Consider the following 14,385-nt stretch of genomic DNA (forward strand, 5'->3'; position numbering starts at 1 on the left):
GCCCGCGGCTTCATGCCGCGGGTCTACCCAGTTAGGCGCCAACACGGCGTCTGGGCGCCGCGCCGGGTAGGTCCGCGCAACGAGTGCGCGGATGACGGATTATCTATTAAAACCTGACAGACTCTAAGCCAGAATGCCCGCCTGCGGGGTGATCGGCGGCGGAATCTCCTCTGCGCCGATCGTCTGTAGCAGGTCGATTTCCAGCGTCCGGGTGATGGCCTTCATCGGTAAGTCATGCATGTTATTGCTGAACGGGTCTTCCAGATCGAGGCCGACCTCATTCAGGATCAGGAACATGAAGCCGATCAGCGCCGAGCCCAGGGGCATGGCGAGCCCCAGCCCCTTCACCAGCCCAAGCGGCAGCATGACGCAATAGGCGCGGCTGAAGACCAACGGCAGGGCGCTGTATTGGCGCGGCAGCGGCGTGTTCTTGATCCGCTCCAACCCGCCCTGCGCATCGACGACGGCGGCCAGCGTGCGGTCAAGATTGCCGACAGCGACGGTATCGAGCTTGCCGCCCAGCCTGGCGGCGGCCAGTGCCCGGCCCATCGCGGCCTGGATCGCCATCGGCACGTTGGCGGCCTTGGCGCAGCTTTCGGCGAGGTCCGGCGGCAGATAGCTTGCCAGCGCATCCGCATTGGAAATGCGCAGCAGATGGCAGCGCAGCGTCAAGGCATAGGCGATCTGGCAACGGATCAGATGTTGCGCCAGCGCCGCGTCATCGATCTGCGCCAGGACGCCGCGGGCGAAGTTGCGGGAATTGTTGAGGATGGCACCCCAGAGCGTGCGCGCCTCCCACCAGCGCGCATAGGCCGCGTTGTTGCGGATGGTGAGGATGAGCGCGATGGCGCTGCCCAGCAAAGGCAGCGGCAGCAGCGGGATCGACAGCCAATGCCAGTGCAGCCAAAGATAGGCGCAGGTTACGGCGACGTCGTAGCTGACCAGAATGCCAAGGGCGGCTGCGTTTTCGCGCAGCAGCCAGCCCATGTGAATGCCGCGAGAGACGATCATGCGGCGTTCACTTTGCCCCGGGCGTTGCCGTCTTCGCCTGTGCCGGTCAGCCGAAGGCGATCAGGTCGCCGCTTTTCAGCGTCACCAGAATGCGACCGTCGGCCACGATAGGCGCGGCGGCGGCCGGCGAAGGCAGGTCGATCATCATGGTGACATCGCCGGTCACGGCATTCACCACGGCAAGGCGCTTGTCGTTGCTGGCCAGGAACAGGCTGTCGCCAGCGACGACCGGGCCCCACCAATAGATCGGATTGCGCAGCTTCTTCATGTTCTTGAAGGGCGGCATCTGATGCACCCACTTGACCTGGCCGGTGGTGGCGGAGAGTGCGGCCAGCTGCTGGTCGGTCGAGAGGGTGAACAGCCAGTCGCCCGCCAGGAACGGGGTCTGGTCCATGGCGAAGTCGCGTTCCCACAACCGCCGGCCGGTGGGCAGATCGATCGACACCACGATGCCGCCCAGGCTGCCTGCGAAGACGCGGCTTTGGTCGATCACCGGCATGCCGACGATGGCCGAAAGCTGGGAGAGGCCGCTGCCGGTGGCGCCCAGATTGTCCGACCACAGCACTTCGCCGCTTTCGGTATTTAGCGTCAGCAGATCGCCCGAGCTGAAGCCCGCGACGACGACGCTGCCGGCGACGGCCGGCGCCGGCAGGCCCAGCACGCCGGTCTGCACGTTACGCGCCTCACGGGACCACAGGGTGCTCCCGTCGTGGATGTCGAGACCGACGATCGAGGCATCGATCAGGCTGACATAGATGTGGTTGCCGGCGACGGTCGGTGCGGTGCGCGCGGGCGAGCCGAGCGGCTTGCGCCAGCGAATATTGCCGTTTTTGGCGTCGAAACAGATGACCTCGCCGAAACCGGTCGCGGCATAGACAAGGCCGCCATCATAGCTGACACCGCCGCCGACATCGAAGCTGCGCGACCCCTTGGGGCGCACATAGGCACGCCAGATATTGTCGCCGGTCTTGAGGTCGAAGGCGCTGACTTGCCCATCCGCGCTCATGCTGAAGACCATGCCGTTCGCGACGACGGGCGGGTTGGGGATGCGGTGGCGATAGGCCGTGCCTTCACCGATATCGGCCGACCAGAGCTGGCTGATGTTGGCGCCGATGGTGCTGACGCCCGGATCATGCGCAGGATTGCCGCCCTGCTGCGCCCATTCCAGCCCGGCCACCGGCACCGGCAGGGTCACAGCCTGGGTCAAGGTCGGGTCGACGACCAAGGCAGCGGACGAACTCAGGACATTGATGCGCGTGCCGGGCAGCGGCGGCGATTCGTTACCGCCGAGGAAGCCGCAGGCGGTCAGCGCCAAGGGCAGGCCGAAGGCCGCGGCCCGGCCGAGCGCCTGACGGCGCGTCAGGACCGATCGGTCGGCCTCGGCGGCAGGGATAGAGCGGTCGGGTCGGGCAATCATGCGGCTCATTCAGGAACGCCAATCTTTTCGAGGCTGACTACGAGAGGGGCAGCGTGGCGAAAGCATGGCGCCTTCGCCCATGGATAGGGAGCATGGCGCCTTGCGCCCGGGGACATCACTGTGCGGGCGGCGGCGCGCCGAGCGCCTGAGCCATGGCGTTGGCCATGTTCCGCATATCGGTGGGCGTCGAAATATCGTCGGCGACCTGTTGCAGGGTCTTGATCGCCTGATCCTTGTGGCCGGTGCGGATGCTCAGCAGCGCCAGATATTGCAGGGCGATCGGGCGCCAGGGGCTGCCGTCGGCGGCCAGCGATTCGAGCCGCGCCTGGATCAGCGAAGGCTCGGCGGTGTCGAGTTCGTGCGAGGCCCAGCCCAGCGTCGCGACCTGACGCAGCACGGTGTTGAGTTGGCCGTCATTGATCAGCCCATCCCAGATCGGCTCGGCATCCTTGAGATGGCCGGAATCGGCCAGAAGGCTCGCCTGGTTGAGCTTGGCGAGCGTCGCATAGCCTTGCGGCGAGGACTGGGCGACCGCGCCGAAGGATTGGGCCAGGCGTTGGCGGTCGGCCGCCGATCCGCGCTGGCCGGCCTGTTCCATGACCGCCAGATAGGCCGAGGCCGCTTTGGCATTTTCCTGTCCGCGATGCCAGGACCAGACCTGCCAGCCGGCGACACCCAGAATAACGAGCACGACGACGCCGACGAGCAGGACCGCATAGCGGCGCGCGAAACGCGCGAGCCGCTCCGCCCGGAGATCCTCATCGACTTCGTCGAAAATATCGACCACGCTACGCCTCCGGCAAACCTCTTGAAATTGCGCCCCGCGAGGGGTTTTCCTCACCGGCCGCAAACGGGGCCGGACCATAGCGGCGGCGTGAAGCGAGAGCAAACCTCAAGCGAAATTGGAGGCTGAATGGCCGAAACCGTCTATGATTTCAGCCTCAGGACCCTTCAGGGAGAGGCTTTTCCGCTCGCCGCTTTACGCGGCCGGCCGCTGCTGATCGTCAATACCGCCTCCCAATGCGGATTCACGCCGCAATATGCCGGGCTGCAGGCGTTGCAGGTGACATGGGGCGGGCAGGACGGCGGCCTTGTCATCATCGGTGTGCCGAGCAATGATTTCGGCAATCAGGAGCCGGGCGAGGCGGCGGCGATCGGCGCGTTTTGCGAGAGCAATTACGGTGTCACCTTCGCCATGATGGAAAAATCCCATGTGAAAGGCGCGCAGGCGCATCCGCTGTTCCAATGGCTGGGCGAGCAGGCCGGGTTTCTGGGCAAGCCGCGATGGAATTTCTACAAATACCTGACGCGGCGCGACGGCAGCCTGGCCGAATGGTTTTCCAGCAAGACCGCCCCCGAGTCCCAGAAGCTGCAACGCGCTATCGAGGCTGTGATCTGACGCTATGAGCCATCTTCTGCATCGTGGGCTGCGCGATATTCCGCCGCAGGCGGTCTCCGCCCAAGGTTTGCTTGTCCGACTGGCCGATGGGCGGGAGATTATCGACGCCAGCGGCGGGGCCGCCGTCTCCTGTCTCGGCCATGGTCATCCGCGGGTCATCGCGGCCGTGCGGGACCAGGCGGAGACGCTCGCCTTCGCCTATAGCGGCTTCTTCACGACCGAGCCGGCGGAGGCCTTGGCTGAAACGCTGGTGGGCGCGGCGCCGGGCGGCCTGACCCATGCCTATTTCGTCTCAGGCGGGTCGGAGGCGAATGAGGCGGCGATCAAGCTGGCGCGGCAGTATTTCGTGGAAATCGGACAGCCTGACCGCAGCCGTTTCATCGCCCGCCGGCAGAGCTATCACGGCAATACGCTGGGCGCGCTTTCGGCTGGCGGCAATATGGCAAGGCGGGCGCTGTATCAGCCGCTGCTGAGCGACGCCTTCAGCCATGTCTCGCCCGCCTATGCCTATCGCGGCCAGGGCTCAGACGAAAGCGAGGCCGATTACGTGGCACGTCTGGCGGCCGAGCTGGAGGCCGAATTTGTCCGGTTGGGGCCGCAGACGGTGGCCGCTTTCATCGCCGAACCCGTGGTGGGCGCAACCTTGGGTGCCGCGACGGCGCCCGCCGGGTATTTTCGGGCCGTGCGGGAGGTCTGCGACCGCCACGGCGCGCTGCTTCTGCTGGATGAGGTGATGTGCGGCATGGGCCGCACCGGCAAGCTGCATGCGTGGGAGCAGGAAGGTGTGGCGCCCGATATTCAGATGATCGCCAAGGGCCTGGGCGGCGGCTATCAGCCTATCGGCGGCATTCTGATCCATGGCCGCATCATCGCGGCCCTCGCCGATGGGTCCGGCGCTTTCGCCCATGGCCATACCTATCTGGCCCATGCGACGGCCTGCGCGGCGGCTTTGGCTGTGCAGCAGGTGATCGCGGAGGACGATCTGCTGGCCAACGTCCGCGCCATGGGCCATCGGCTGGATGAGCGGCTGCGCGCGCGCTTCGGCAATCACCCCCATATCGGCGATGTGCGCGGGCGTGGGCTGTTCCAGGCGATCGAGCTGGTGGCGGACCGCGCCGGCAAAACCCCCTTCGACCCCGGTCTGCGTCTGCATGAGCGGATCAAGACGGAAGCCTTCGCCCGCGGCATGGCCTGCTACCCGATGGGCGGGACCATCGACGGGCGCATGGGCGATCATGTTCTGCTCGCGCCGCCCTATATCGCGACGGCCGCCGATATCGACCTTATCGTGGACATTCTGGGCGAGGCGGTGGATGCGGCGATCTGGTCGGTCGGCTAGCCATGATCCTCGCCATCATCATGCTGATCATTCTGGCGAGCCTGATCGCCTTCTGGCGCGGCAGCCGTGCGGCGGTGCCACTTTTTCTGTTGGCGCTCATCATCACCGCCGTCGTCTTCTACCAGGACATGACGACGCCTTTGACGATAAGCCTGTGAGGGTCGTGATGGCGCGCCTGTATGTGCTGGCGAATGTCGCGACGGCCTGGTGCCTGGCGCTGGTGCTGCTGGCGGCCTTCGCGGCGCAGTTTTTGTCCGGTGAGCCGCCTTGTCCGCTTTGCCTGATGCAGCGCATCGCCATGATGATGGCGGCCCTCGGCCCGCTATCGGTCCTGGTCGCATCCGCACGCGGCGCCTTGTCATCGCGTGAGATCGCGGTGGGCGCGTCGATCGCGATCCTGGCGAGCCTGCTCGGCGCCTGTATCGCCACGCGGCAGGTGCTGTTGCATATCCTGCCCGGCGATCCCGGCTTTGGCGCGCCGATGCTGGGCTATCACCTCTATACGTGGTGCCTTGTCGTCTTCGTCTGCACCATCCTGGCCGCTGCCCTTCAGCTTTGCGGCCTGACCTGGTTTCAGGGCCAAGCGCAGGGCGCGCCGGCTATCGCCCGGGTGACCGCGCTTCTGCTCGGGCTGGTGATCGTCGGCAATATTCTGTCCGTGATCGCCGAGGCCGGTTTCGCCTGGCACCTGCCGGACAATCCCACGCGGTATCTGCTGTTTTAGAGTTTGTCTGATTTTAACTGAAGCTTGTCCCTAATATCGTCATGCCCGGCGCCCGAGCCGGGCATCCATTCGTTGGGGCGCCCAAGGACTGGATGACCGGGTCAAGCCCGGCCATGACGGGGCAAGGGGTCGTTTCCACATAAACCTGACGGACTCTAGGCGGTCAGGTTTGGTTGGAAACGCCCCCAAATTTGTCGCCCGCGGACTTGTTCCGCGGGTCTACCCCTGCGAACAGGCAAGCAGCCGTCTGGGCGCCGGGGCGGGTAGATCCGCGCAACACGTGCGCGGACGACCAATTATTTGTTAAAAGCTTGTAGACTCTAAGCGGTTGCCACCCGCCGTTTTGCATGGCGCGGCGGGTGGATGCCCGGCATGAAGCCGGGCAGGTCGCGCGCGCGGAAATCCTAACCCGTAAAACTGACGAACTGGCCCTGCGGCTCGCCCAGAACCTCATCCTCGCGCATCACCGTGCGGCCACGGATGATGGTCGCGACCGGCCAGCCTTGGACCTTTGTGCCGACGAAGGGTGACCAGCCGCAGGGGCTGGCGATCCAGTCCTGCTCGATGGTGCGGGTCTTCTTCATGTCGACGATGGTGAAATCGGCGTCATAGCCACGCGCGATGCGGCCCTTGCCGAGGATGCCGTAGACCCGCGCCGGGCCGGCGCACATGAGGTCGGCCAGGCGCATCAGGGACAGCCGGCCGGCCGAGACATGGTCCAGCATCAGCGGCACGATGGTCTGCACGCCCGTGAGGCCGGCGGCGGTCGCCGGCCAGGGCTTTTCCTTATTGGCCTTCGCATGCGGCGCGTGATCCGACCCCACGACATCGACCATGCCGTCCCGCACCGCTGCCCAGGCCGCTTCCATATGCCGCTTGTCGCGGATCGGCGGGTTCATCACCGCATAAGGCCCGAGCCGGTCATAGGCATCCGGCGCCCATTGCGTGAGGTGGTTGAGCAGCACCTCCACCGTCGCGATGTCGCGGTAATCGGCCAGGTAATCCAGCTCCTCGGCGGTCGAGACATGCAGGATATGGGCGGGGCGGCCGGTCTTGCGGGCGAGAGCCATCAGGCGGCGGGTGCCGAGGAAGGCGGCTTCCACGTCGCGCCATTCCATGTGATTGGCATAGGGCATGCCCTCGTGGAACAGATCCTTCCGCTCCCGCAGGCGATATTCGTCCTCGGAATGATAAGCGACGCGGCGGCGGCCGCTGCGCATCACCTGCTCCAGAAGTTCGTCGGATTCGATGAGCAGGTCGCCGGTGCTGGACCCGGCGAAGACCTTCACGGCGCAGACGCTGTCTTCCAGCTCCAGCGCCGCCAGGTCAGGGATATTGTCGCGCGACGCGCCGACGTAAAGGCCGAGATCGCACCAGGAGCGGGTGGCGGCATAGTCTTTCTTCACCGCCAGCCGCTCGGCTGTGGTGATGGAGGGATTGCCGTTCGGCATGTCGAAGACGGCGGCGAGGCCACCGAGCACGGCCGCACGGGTACCGGAGGGGATGGTCTCGACCTCGGGATTGTCGCGCAGATGGGTATGGGCGTCGATCAGGCCGGGCAGGACATGCAGGCCGGTCGCGTCGAAAACCTCCCCCGCTTCGGCATCCGCGCCAGGGGCGAGGGTGATGATACGGCCGAGGGCGACGCCGATATCGGCGCGCTCCAACCCCCAGGGAAGAACGACGGTGCCGCCGCGGATGATGAGATCATAGATTGGTTTCATGCGGCGATCCGCCCTTCATCCTTGAGTAAAGCCATGGCGACCTCTGCTGCCGCCTCGACCGTCAGCCCGTCCATCGGCGCCTTCCCGGCGGGGCCGGGTGCGACCGCGACCGCTGTGCGGCGGCCGGAGGGCGCATATTCGTCGACCGGGGAGGGGCCGAACAGCCCCAATGTCGGCGCGCCGGCTGCCGCCGCCAGATGCATCAAACCCGAATCATTCCCGACGAACAGGGCCGTGCGGGCAAGGCAGGCGGCGGCTTGCGGCAGGGTCAGACGTCCCGTGAGGTCGATCGCGTCCGGCAAAGCGTCTCGCACAGGCTGTGCCAGCGCGGCCTCGGCCGGGCCGGGACCAGCGAAGATCACCGGACGCGCATCGGGCAGCGCATGCGCCCGCAGGCGCTGGAACAGTGCCACGAACCGCTCCGGCGGCCAGACCTTGCCGGCCCAGTTCGCGGTCGGGCCGAGACCGATATAGGGCGCGCCGTTCGGCAGCAAAGCGCGGGCGCGGGCGCGATCGGCCTCGCTATACCAGGCGATCGGCAGCGGCGGCGGGGCGATCCCCATGCTTTCCGCCAATTGGCCGAGGCGGGAGCCAGGGCGGCGGCCGCCCTTCAGAATCTGGCGGTGACGGGCGAGCAAAAACAAGGCGGTGCCCGAGCCGCGCAGGTCGATGACCTGATCCCAGCGCGTGCCGAGGGTCTGGCCCCATAGCTTGAACCAATGCCCGTCCATTTTCTGCTTGGGCATCAGAATGAGCCGCTCCAGCTGCGGCATGGCCTGGAAAACCCCAGCCGCCACCGGGCCGCAGGCGACCGTGACGCGGGCGGTCGGGTTCTGGCGCAGCAGATGTTTCAGGATGCCGGTGCTGATCACCGCGTCGCCGATCCGCGTCGCGGTGATAAAAAGTATTCTCGGACCGGTGGGCAATAAGGCATGCCTCTCATCTTGCAGGCCTATCTTAAACATTTGACACTTGTCGAACCTCTGATCTAGCGACGACTATTAACCCATGGACACCAGCATCTCCACGCCCCGAGCGGCCGGCGATGCACCGATCGCGGAAAAGCGGTCCGGCGCGCCAATTTTCGGCGCCCTCGATTTGGGCACGAATAATTGCCGTCTGATGCTGGGTGTGCCGAGCAGCAACGGTTTTCGCGTCATCGAAAGCTTCAGCCGTTCCGTCGGTCTTGGCGAGGGATTGGCAGAAACCGGCCAATTGGCGGAATGCGCGATGGACCGTGCGATGGATGCGCTGCGGTCCTGCGCCGGTCGGCTGTCCCGCTACCGGCTGAGCGGCTTGACCGCGGTCGCGACGGAAGCCTGCCGCCGGGCCACCAATGGCGCCGACTTCCTGGCCCGCGTGCGCGAGCAGACCGGGCTTGATATCCGGATCATCTCCGGCCGGGAGGAGGCCGAGCTGACGCTGGAAAGCTGCTCGCCTTTGCTGCGTAATGCCGGCCCGCGGGCGCTGGTTTTCGATATCGGCGGCGGGTCCACCGAAATCGCCTGGGTCAGACTGGATGCCGGCCAGCCGACGCTGATCAGCTATGTCTCGCTGCCCTTCGGGGTCATGACGCTGCGGGCCTGTACCGAGCAGACCTGCTTCACCGAGGACGGCTTCAACACCATGGTCGAGACCGTGGAGGAGAAGCTGTGGGAGTTCGAGGACATCCACCGCATCGGGCGGGAGATCAATCGCGCCGGCGTCCGCCTGCTGGGCACCAGCGGTACGATTACGACGGTCGCCAGTGTGGCGCTGAAACTGCCGCGCTACCGCCGGCCGCTGGTGGACGGCATCGTACTGCCCGGCGAGGAAGCCGATCAGGCTGTGGAAAGCCTGCGCGCCATGGGCCGCGCCGGCCTGGCGGCCCATCCCTGCATCGGCGAGGACCGGGCCGATCTGGTGCTGCCGGGCTGCGCGATCTTTGCCGCCATCCGCTCCGTCTGGCCGACGCCGGAGGTGGGGGTCGCCGATCGTGGCTTGCGCGAAGGCATCCTTCTGCGGCAGATCCGCGGGGGGCGCCGTAAGGACAGCCGTCGCGGTTGCGGCGGTGGGGCTTTGCAGACATCCATCGCCGCTTCGCCCGCCGGCTGACAAAGGCAGAATTTTATGGCCCAAGATGGGCGCAAAGGCCCGCCCGGCGACCCGGGCAAGGGCGCAGGACGGGCTCTGACAGTCACGCTGAAGCGGACGGCGGGGCGCAGCGTCGCCTCTCAGCGTTGGCTGCAGCGGCAGTTGAACGACCCCTATGTCACGGCCGCGCAAAAGCAGGGCTGGCGGTCACGCGCCGCTTTCAAGCTGATCGAGCTGGATGACCGCTTCCAGATCATCAAGAAGGGCATGCGGGTGCTGGATCTGGGGGCTGCCCCCGGCGGTTGGACGCAGGTGGCGTTGGACCGTGGGGCGGCCGTCGTCGTCGGCATCGACCTGCTGGAAATCCCGCCTATTCCCGGCGCACAGCTGATCCAGGGGGATGCGACCGACCCCGAAAATCAGGCCAGGATCATCGAACTGCTGGGCGGAAAGCCGGACCTGTTCCTGTCCGATATGGCGCCCAATACCTCCGGCCATGCCTCGACCGATCACATCCGCATCGTGGCGCTTGCCGAAATGGCGCTGGATCTTGCCTTCGACCTGCTGCCGGTCGGCGGCACTTTCGTCGCGAAACTGTTCCAGGGCGGGGCCGACAAGCATCTGCTGGACCCGATGAAACTGCGGTTTGAGAGCGTGAAGCACGCAAAGCCGCCCGCGAGCCGCAAGGAATCGAGCGAGCTTTATGTAATTGCTAAGAATTTTAAAGGATAATCACACCGACAGGATTGGTCGGAAGGCTGGCGGGTCTCTCTTCTTGTCGTTTGATCGACTGATCGTTTTATCGACGGATCGTTTTGTCCCTGTCTCGTCTCAGGGACGTTGCGCGCGGGAAGTGAGGCTCTGTTTGCCATGGATCATGTTGATAATGGATTGATATGACCAGATCCTTGATCAGCCTTGGGCAAAGATGCGACGTGGCATTTCAGCTCAGAATGCATGGCAGCGAAAATATCGCGCATTTTTTTGATTGGCTGGCAACGCCGATCGACGGGCTGATCAGGATCATCGAAAGAAATTTCGACGTCTTTCACCCGGAACATCTCACGCTGAGATTGGATCACACGCCCCATTGCGTGCAGGACGTGGTGACCGGCGTCACCTTCCATCATCAATTTCCACTTTATGCGCACCATGTGCAGCCGGATTTTCTGCTGCACTATCCGGCCTTCATCAAGAAGTTCCAGTATCTGGCGGACCGCTTTCGCACCTATATGGCGACCAGGCCGGTGACTTTGGTGCGGCGCGTCATCGACTACGACAAGGCGCTGCGGCTGGAGCGGGCGGTCAAGACGACCTTCCCCGACGCGGATGTCCGGTTCCTCTATCTGCTCAACCAGGGGGTTGGATTCACGACGCCCCTCGGCCAGGCCCATGTCATCGGGACGGATGATTCAAGCTTCGGCGACCCGCTGCTGTGGGTGCCGATATTGTCTGACGCCGGGCTGATCGATCGCCCTTATCGCCGCGCGACCATCGAAGTTCTGGGTGTGGCGCATGATGACTATAATCTGGGGATTGAACGCCGGTTTACGGTCGCGCAGTTGACGGCCGCCATCGCCGCCAACCCTGAAAACGCGGCTTTTCTGGTCGAGCTGGCGCAATGGTACGCCTTGCAAGGGCAATGGCAGGACATGCTGGTCGCGGCGGAACGGGCGATCGCCTGCAATCCCTCTGTCTGGGGCGCTGCATTTTATGCCGGCTGGGCCGCCTGGTCGCTGGGCCGGCTGACGCCGCATGAGGCGGCCGATCGGCTGCAGCGGCAGGCGCATCTGCCGGACGCGAGACCCTCCTGGGCCTTGATCGCGGCGGAAGCCTTGCGGCTGGCCGGTCGCGTGCCGGAAGCCTTGATCTGTCTCGACCAGGCCATGAAAGCGGATCCGCTCGACTACCGGCTCTATTTCGAAAAAGCGAATTGCCTGCGCGATCCGAAGGATGCGCGGGAGATGGTTCTGGTCGTCCAGGCCGCGCGGCGGTTGGCGGGCGACCGGCCCTCCTACCTGCACGAGCATTATCTGGCCAACGCGCTGGAGGCATTGGGCGATCTTGAGGGCGCTTTGCAGGCGGCCGAACGAACGGTCTCGGGACCGCCGATTTTCTCCTTCCTTTGGACCTATGCCGGTCTGCTGCATAAGCTCGGCCGAAATCAGGCCGCATTGGAGGCTTTGGAACGGGCCAGGGCGGTTGCCAACCCGGAACAGCTTGATCACCTGGACGTTGTCGTCGAAAGAATCAAAAAGCGGATAGCGGTCGCTATCATGGGGCTCTGAACCCAGCCTGTCGCTCCAAGCACGCGGCTTGACCGCAAGGATGTAAAAATCACCCAGCGGTTGCGTGAAGGCTTGACAAGCAGGCCTGGAATGATGTGGACTTAGGAAATCGGGTAAACGTTTACCCTCACAATGAAAAAACCGCTCCGGTGACGGATTTGTCCCTGCTACGCGATCGCACAACCCCGCGCATGGAGGCGCAGACAGCAAAGCCCGCCGGCATTCAGGCGGTGGCGGCGCGTGCCGGCGTTTCCATCGCGACCGTCTCGCGCGTGCTCAACGGCATCAGCACCAAGGCAGGGGTGGAGACCAGCGCCCGCGTGCGGCAGGCGGCGGAGGAATTGGGCTATCGCCCGGCCCATGCCGGACGGGCCTTGCGCATGCGCCAGACCAGGCTGGTGGCGCTGCTGATGCCCGATATCGCCAATGCCTTCTATTCTGCGATTGCCCGGTCAATCGAAACGACGCTGCGCGACCGCGATCACACCATGATCCTGTGCAATACCGGGGAAGACCCGGATTTGCAGGATTTCTATTTGCGGGAGATGCAGGCCTATCACGTGCGCGGCGTCGCGCTGCTGGGTGCGGTGGAAAGCGACGGGCTGGACCAGGCGCTTGCCTCCGGCCTGCCGATCGCCTTCGTCAACCGCAAGCCGCCGCGCGGTGGCGGCGTCTTCGTCGGTATCGACAACAGGGCAGCCGGGCTTGCCGTCGCCGAGCACTTTCTGGCCAAGGGCTTTCAAAGTTGCGGTGTCATTCACGGGCCACTGCATTCCTCGGCCAGCCGGGAGCGTTTCGAAGGCTTTATGGACCGGTTGCGCGAGGCTGGCTGCGCGCCTTTGCCGGCACATATTCTGGACGGCGGTCTGTCGCTTGAAGGCGGCTACCGGGAAGCCGCGCGGATGCTGGCGGGCAGCCATCGGCCGCGGGCCATCTTCTGCGGCAATGATCTGGTCGCCTATGGCCTGTTCCGTCGCTGCCGCGAATTGGGCCTCAGCGTGCCGCAGGATATCGCGATTTTCGGCTTTGACGACAATCCGCTCAATGACTGGACCGCGCCTTGGTTGAGCACGATCCATATTCCGTACGATGCCTTTGGCGCAGCCGTGACCGATGCCTTGTTCCGCCTATGGGACGGCACCGGCAAGGCAGGGCCGGCGGACCCGCTGCCTTTCTCCATCAAACTGAGAGGGTCTGCCGAATAGCGCCTGATTTTGCCTGAATACACCTGAAAAAAATAAAAGCGCCGATCAATGGCGCGATAACAACGGGGGAAGTAATGAAGCCATTTGCACGCTTGGCCGCAGCCTTTTTGGCTGGCGCCGCACTATTGACCGGGGGCGCCACCGCGCAGGCCAAACCCTTCAAAGTCTATCTCAGCATGAGCTATATCGGGAATGACTGGCAGGCCGAGGCCGAGAATATGGTCCGCGCCATGGCCGCATCCAGCGCCCTGAAGGACAAGGTGAAGCTGGACGTTCAGGTCTCTGGCCCCAATGCGCAGCGCCAGATTCAACAGATCAACGCCATGGTGCAAGCGGGCGCGCAGGCAATTGTGGTCTATCCGATTTCGCCGACCGCGCTGAACCCGGTCATCCGTGCGGCCTGCGCGCGGCATGTCGTCGTCATCGCCTATGACGCGCAGGTGACGGAACCTTGCGCCTACAACGTGCATATCGATCAGACCGAAGCCGGCCGCGTGACGGCGCAATGGCTGGCCGACAAACTGCAGGGCAAGGGCAATATCGTACTGATGGACGGCGTGCCCGGCACCTCCGTCGATACCGGCCGCACGGCCGCCGCCAAGGCCGTGTTCGCGAAATATCCCGGCATTCACATCGTCGCCGAAGGTGTCGGCATGTGGAGCCAGGCCGTCGCCCGTACGGAATTGTCCAAGGTCATCGCGACGCATCCCTGGAGCGGCATCGACGGGTTGTGGATGCAGGTCGGCTGCCTGACCGCGACGTCGATGGAAAAGGAATCCGGCATCGCGGACAATGCGCTGAAGCCCTGTGCGGGTGAGGGGTCAAACGGCCATCGCACGCAGATGCTGGCGGCCGATACGACCGTTCAGGGTGCCCAGGGCGACTATCGCCCGATGGGTCTGCCCAGCATCTCCTATGCCTCGCCGCCCTATTCCGGCGGATTGGCGCTGAAGCTGGCGGTGCAGGCGCTGGAGGGCAAGACCCTGCCGCATAACATCATCCTGCCGCTGCCGCTGGTGAAGAACGAGACCGTGAAACTGTGCACGACCGGCACCTGGAACGATATGAGCCAGGGTTGCAACGTGTTCCAGCCTGCGCTGATCAGCAATCCGGGCTGGTTCGCGGCCATCTATTCCCAGGACACGCTGGAGCTCGGCCTGCAGGCCGCGCTGCATGGCACGCCCGAGAACTGAGCCGACAGAATG

The 14,385-nt window shown here is 64.8% G+C and carries 14 protein-coding genes; 9 read left to right on the plus strand and 5 right to left on the minus strand.

All coding sequences use genetic code 11. The features are described 5' to 3' along the window. Positions 1-123 precede the first annotated feature (123 nt). The 3 genes from ACELLULO517_RS26720 to ACELLULO517_RS26730 all read right to left on the minus strand — a co-directional run bounded on the left by ACELLULO517_RS26720 (position 124) and on the right by ACELLULO517_RS26730 (position 3,215). Positions 124-1,011, minus strand: coding sequence for a bestrophin family protein (locus ACELLULO517_RS26720; RefSeq protein WP_227310593.1), 888 nt, complete (start codon positions 1,009-1,011; stop codon positions 124-126). Positions 1,012-1,057: 46 nt separating this feature from the next. Further along, the gene (locus tag ACELLULO517_RS26725; protein ID WP_227310594.1) at positions 1,058-2,437 is read right to left on the minus strand and encodes an outer membrane protein assembly factor BamB family protein; all 1,380 of its coding nucleotides are present in this window, start codon (positions 2,435-2,437) and stop codon (positions 1,058-1,060) included. Between the two features lie 106 nt (positions 2,438-2,543). Continuing rightward, the gene (locus ACELLULO517_RS26730) at positions 2,544-3,215 is read right to left on the minus strand and encodes a DUF2659 family protein (protein ID WP_227310595.1); all 672 of its coding nucleotides are present in this window, start codon (positions 3,213-3,215) and stop codon (positions 2,544-2,546) included. Between the two features lie 126 nt (positions 3,216-3,341). Here ACELLULO517_RS26730 and ACELLULO517_RS26735 point away from each other — a divergent pair, with 126 nt between their 5' ends. The 4 genes from ACELLULO517_RS26735 to ACELLULO517_RS26750 are packed head-to-tail and all read left to right on the plus strand — an operon-like array spanning position 3,342 to position 5,890. Next, the gene (locus ACELLULO517_RS26735) at positions 3,342-3,827 is read left to right on the plus strand and encodes a glutathione peroxidase (RefSeq protein WP_227310596.1); all 486 of its coding nucleotides are present in this window, start codon (positions 3,342-3,344) and stop codon (positions 3,825-3,827) included. 4 nt (positions 3,828-3,831) lie between these two features. Next, a complete protein-coding gene (locus ACELLULO517_RS26740; RefSeq protein WP_227310597.1) occupies positions 3,832-5,166 on the plus strand; it encodes an aspartate aminotransferase family protein in 1,335 nt (444 codons plus the stop codon). A 2-nt stretch (positions 5,167-5,168) separates the two neighbouring features. Beyond that, on the plus strand, positions 5,169-5,324 hold the full coding sequence (locus ACELLULO517_RS26745) for a hypothetical protein (RefSeq protein ID WP_227310598.1): 156 nt from the start codon (positions 5,169-5,171) through the stop codon (positions 5,322-5,324). Between the two features lie 8 nt (positions 5,325-5,332). Continuing rightward, positions 5,333-5,890 carry a disulfide bond formation protein B gene (locus ACELLULO517_RS26750; protein ID WP_227310599.1) on the plus strand — a complete coding sequence of 186 codons (558 nt, stop codon included), beginning with the start codon at positions 5,333-5,335 and terminating at the stop codon, positions 5,888-5,890. A gap of 404 nt (positions 5,891-6,294) precedes the next feature. Here the strand turns inward: ACELLULO517_RS26750 and ACELLULO517_RS26755 are convergent, their stop codons facing one another. Then, positions 6,295-7,614: a dihydroorotase gene (locus ACELLULO517_RS26755; RefSeq protein ID WP_227310600.1), complete on the minus strand. Its 1,320-nt coding sequence runs from the start codon at positions 7,612-7,614 to the stop codon at positions 6,295-6,297. Then, on the minus strand, positions 7,611-8,540 hold the full coding sequence (locus ACELLULO517_RS26760) for a glycosyltransferase family 9 protein (RefSeq protein WP_227310601.1): 930 nt from the start codon (positions 8,538-8,540) through the stop codon (positions 7,611-7,613). Before ACELLULO517_RS26760 ends, ACELLULO517_RS26755 begins: the two co-directional genes overlap by 4 nt. An 82-nt stretch (positions 8,541-8,622) precedes the next feature. On the opposite strand from ACELLULO517_RS26760, the gene ACELLULO517_RS26765 reads away from it, so the two are divergent. The 5 genes from ACELLULO517_RS26765 (at position 8,623) to ACELLULO517_RS26785 (ending at position 14,373) form a co-directional block, all read left to right on the plus strand. Continuing rightward, a complete protein-coding gene (locus ACELLULO517_RS26765; RefSeq protein ID WP_227310602.1) occupies positions 8,623-9,708 on the plus strand; it encodes a Ppx/GppA phosphatase family protein in 1,086 nt (361 codons plus the stop codon). A 15-nt stretch (positions 9,709-9,723) separates the two neighbouring features. Further along, a complete protein-coding gene (locus ACELLULO517_RS26770) occupies positions 9,724-10,419 on the plus strand; it encodes an RlmE family RNA methyltransferase (RefSeq protein ID WP_227310603.1) in 696 nt (231 codons plus the stop codon). Between the two features lie 164 nt (positions 10,420-10,583). Then, positions 10,584-11,975, plus strand: coding sequence for a DUF1796 family putative cysteine peptidase (locus tag ACELLULO517_RS26775; protein ID WP_227310604.1), 1,392 nt, complete (start codon positions 10,584-10,586; stop codon positions 11,973-11,975). Between the two features lie 149 nt (positions 11,976-12,124). Then, positions 12,125-13,180 (plus strand): LacI family DNA-binding transcriptional regulator, encoded by a 1,056-nt coding sequence (locus tag ACELLULO517_RS26780; protein WP_227310605.1) that lies wholly within the window; start codon positions 12,125-12,127, stop codon positions 13,178-13,180. 74 nt (positions 13,181-13,254) lie between these two features. After that, positions 13,255-14,373, plus strand: a complete 1,119-nt coding sequence (locus tag ACELLULO517_RS26785; protein WP_227310606.1) for a sugar ABC transporter substrate-binding protein — start codon at positions 13,255-13,257, stop codon at positions 14,371-14,373. Positions 14,374-14,385: the final 12 nt, after the last annotated feature.

The sequence above is a fragment of the Acidisoma cellulosilyticum genome, from assembly GCF_020621385.1.
In the GTDB taxonomy this organism is placed as follows: domain Bacteria; phylum Pseudomonadota; class Alphaproteobacteria; order Acetobacterales; family Acetobacteraceae; genus Acidisoma; species Acidisoma cellulosilyticum.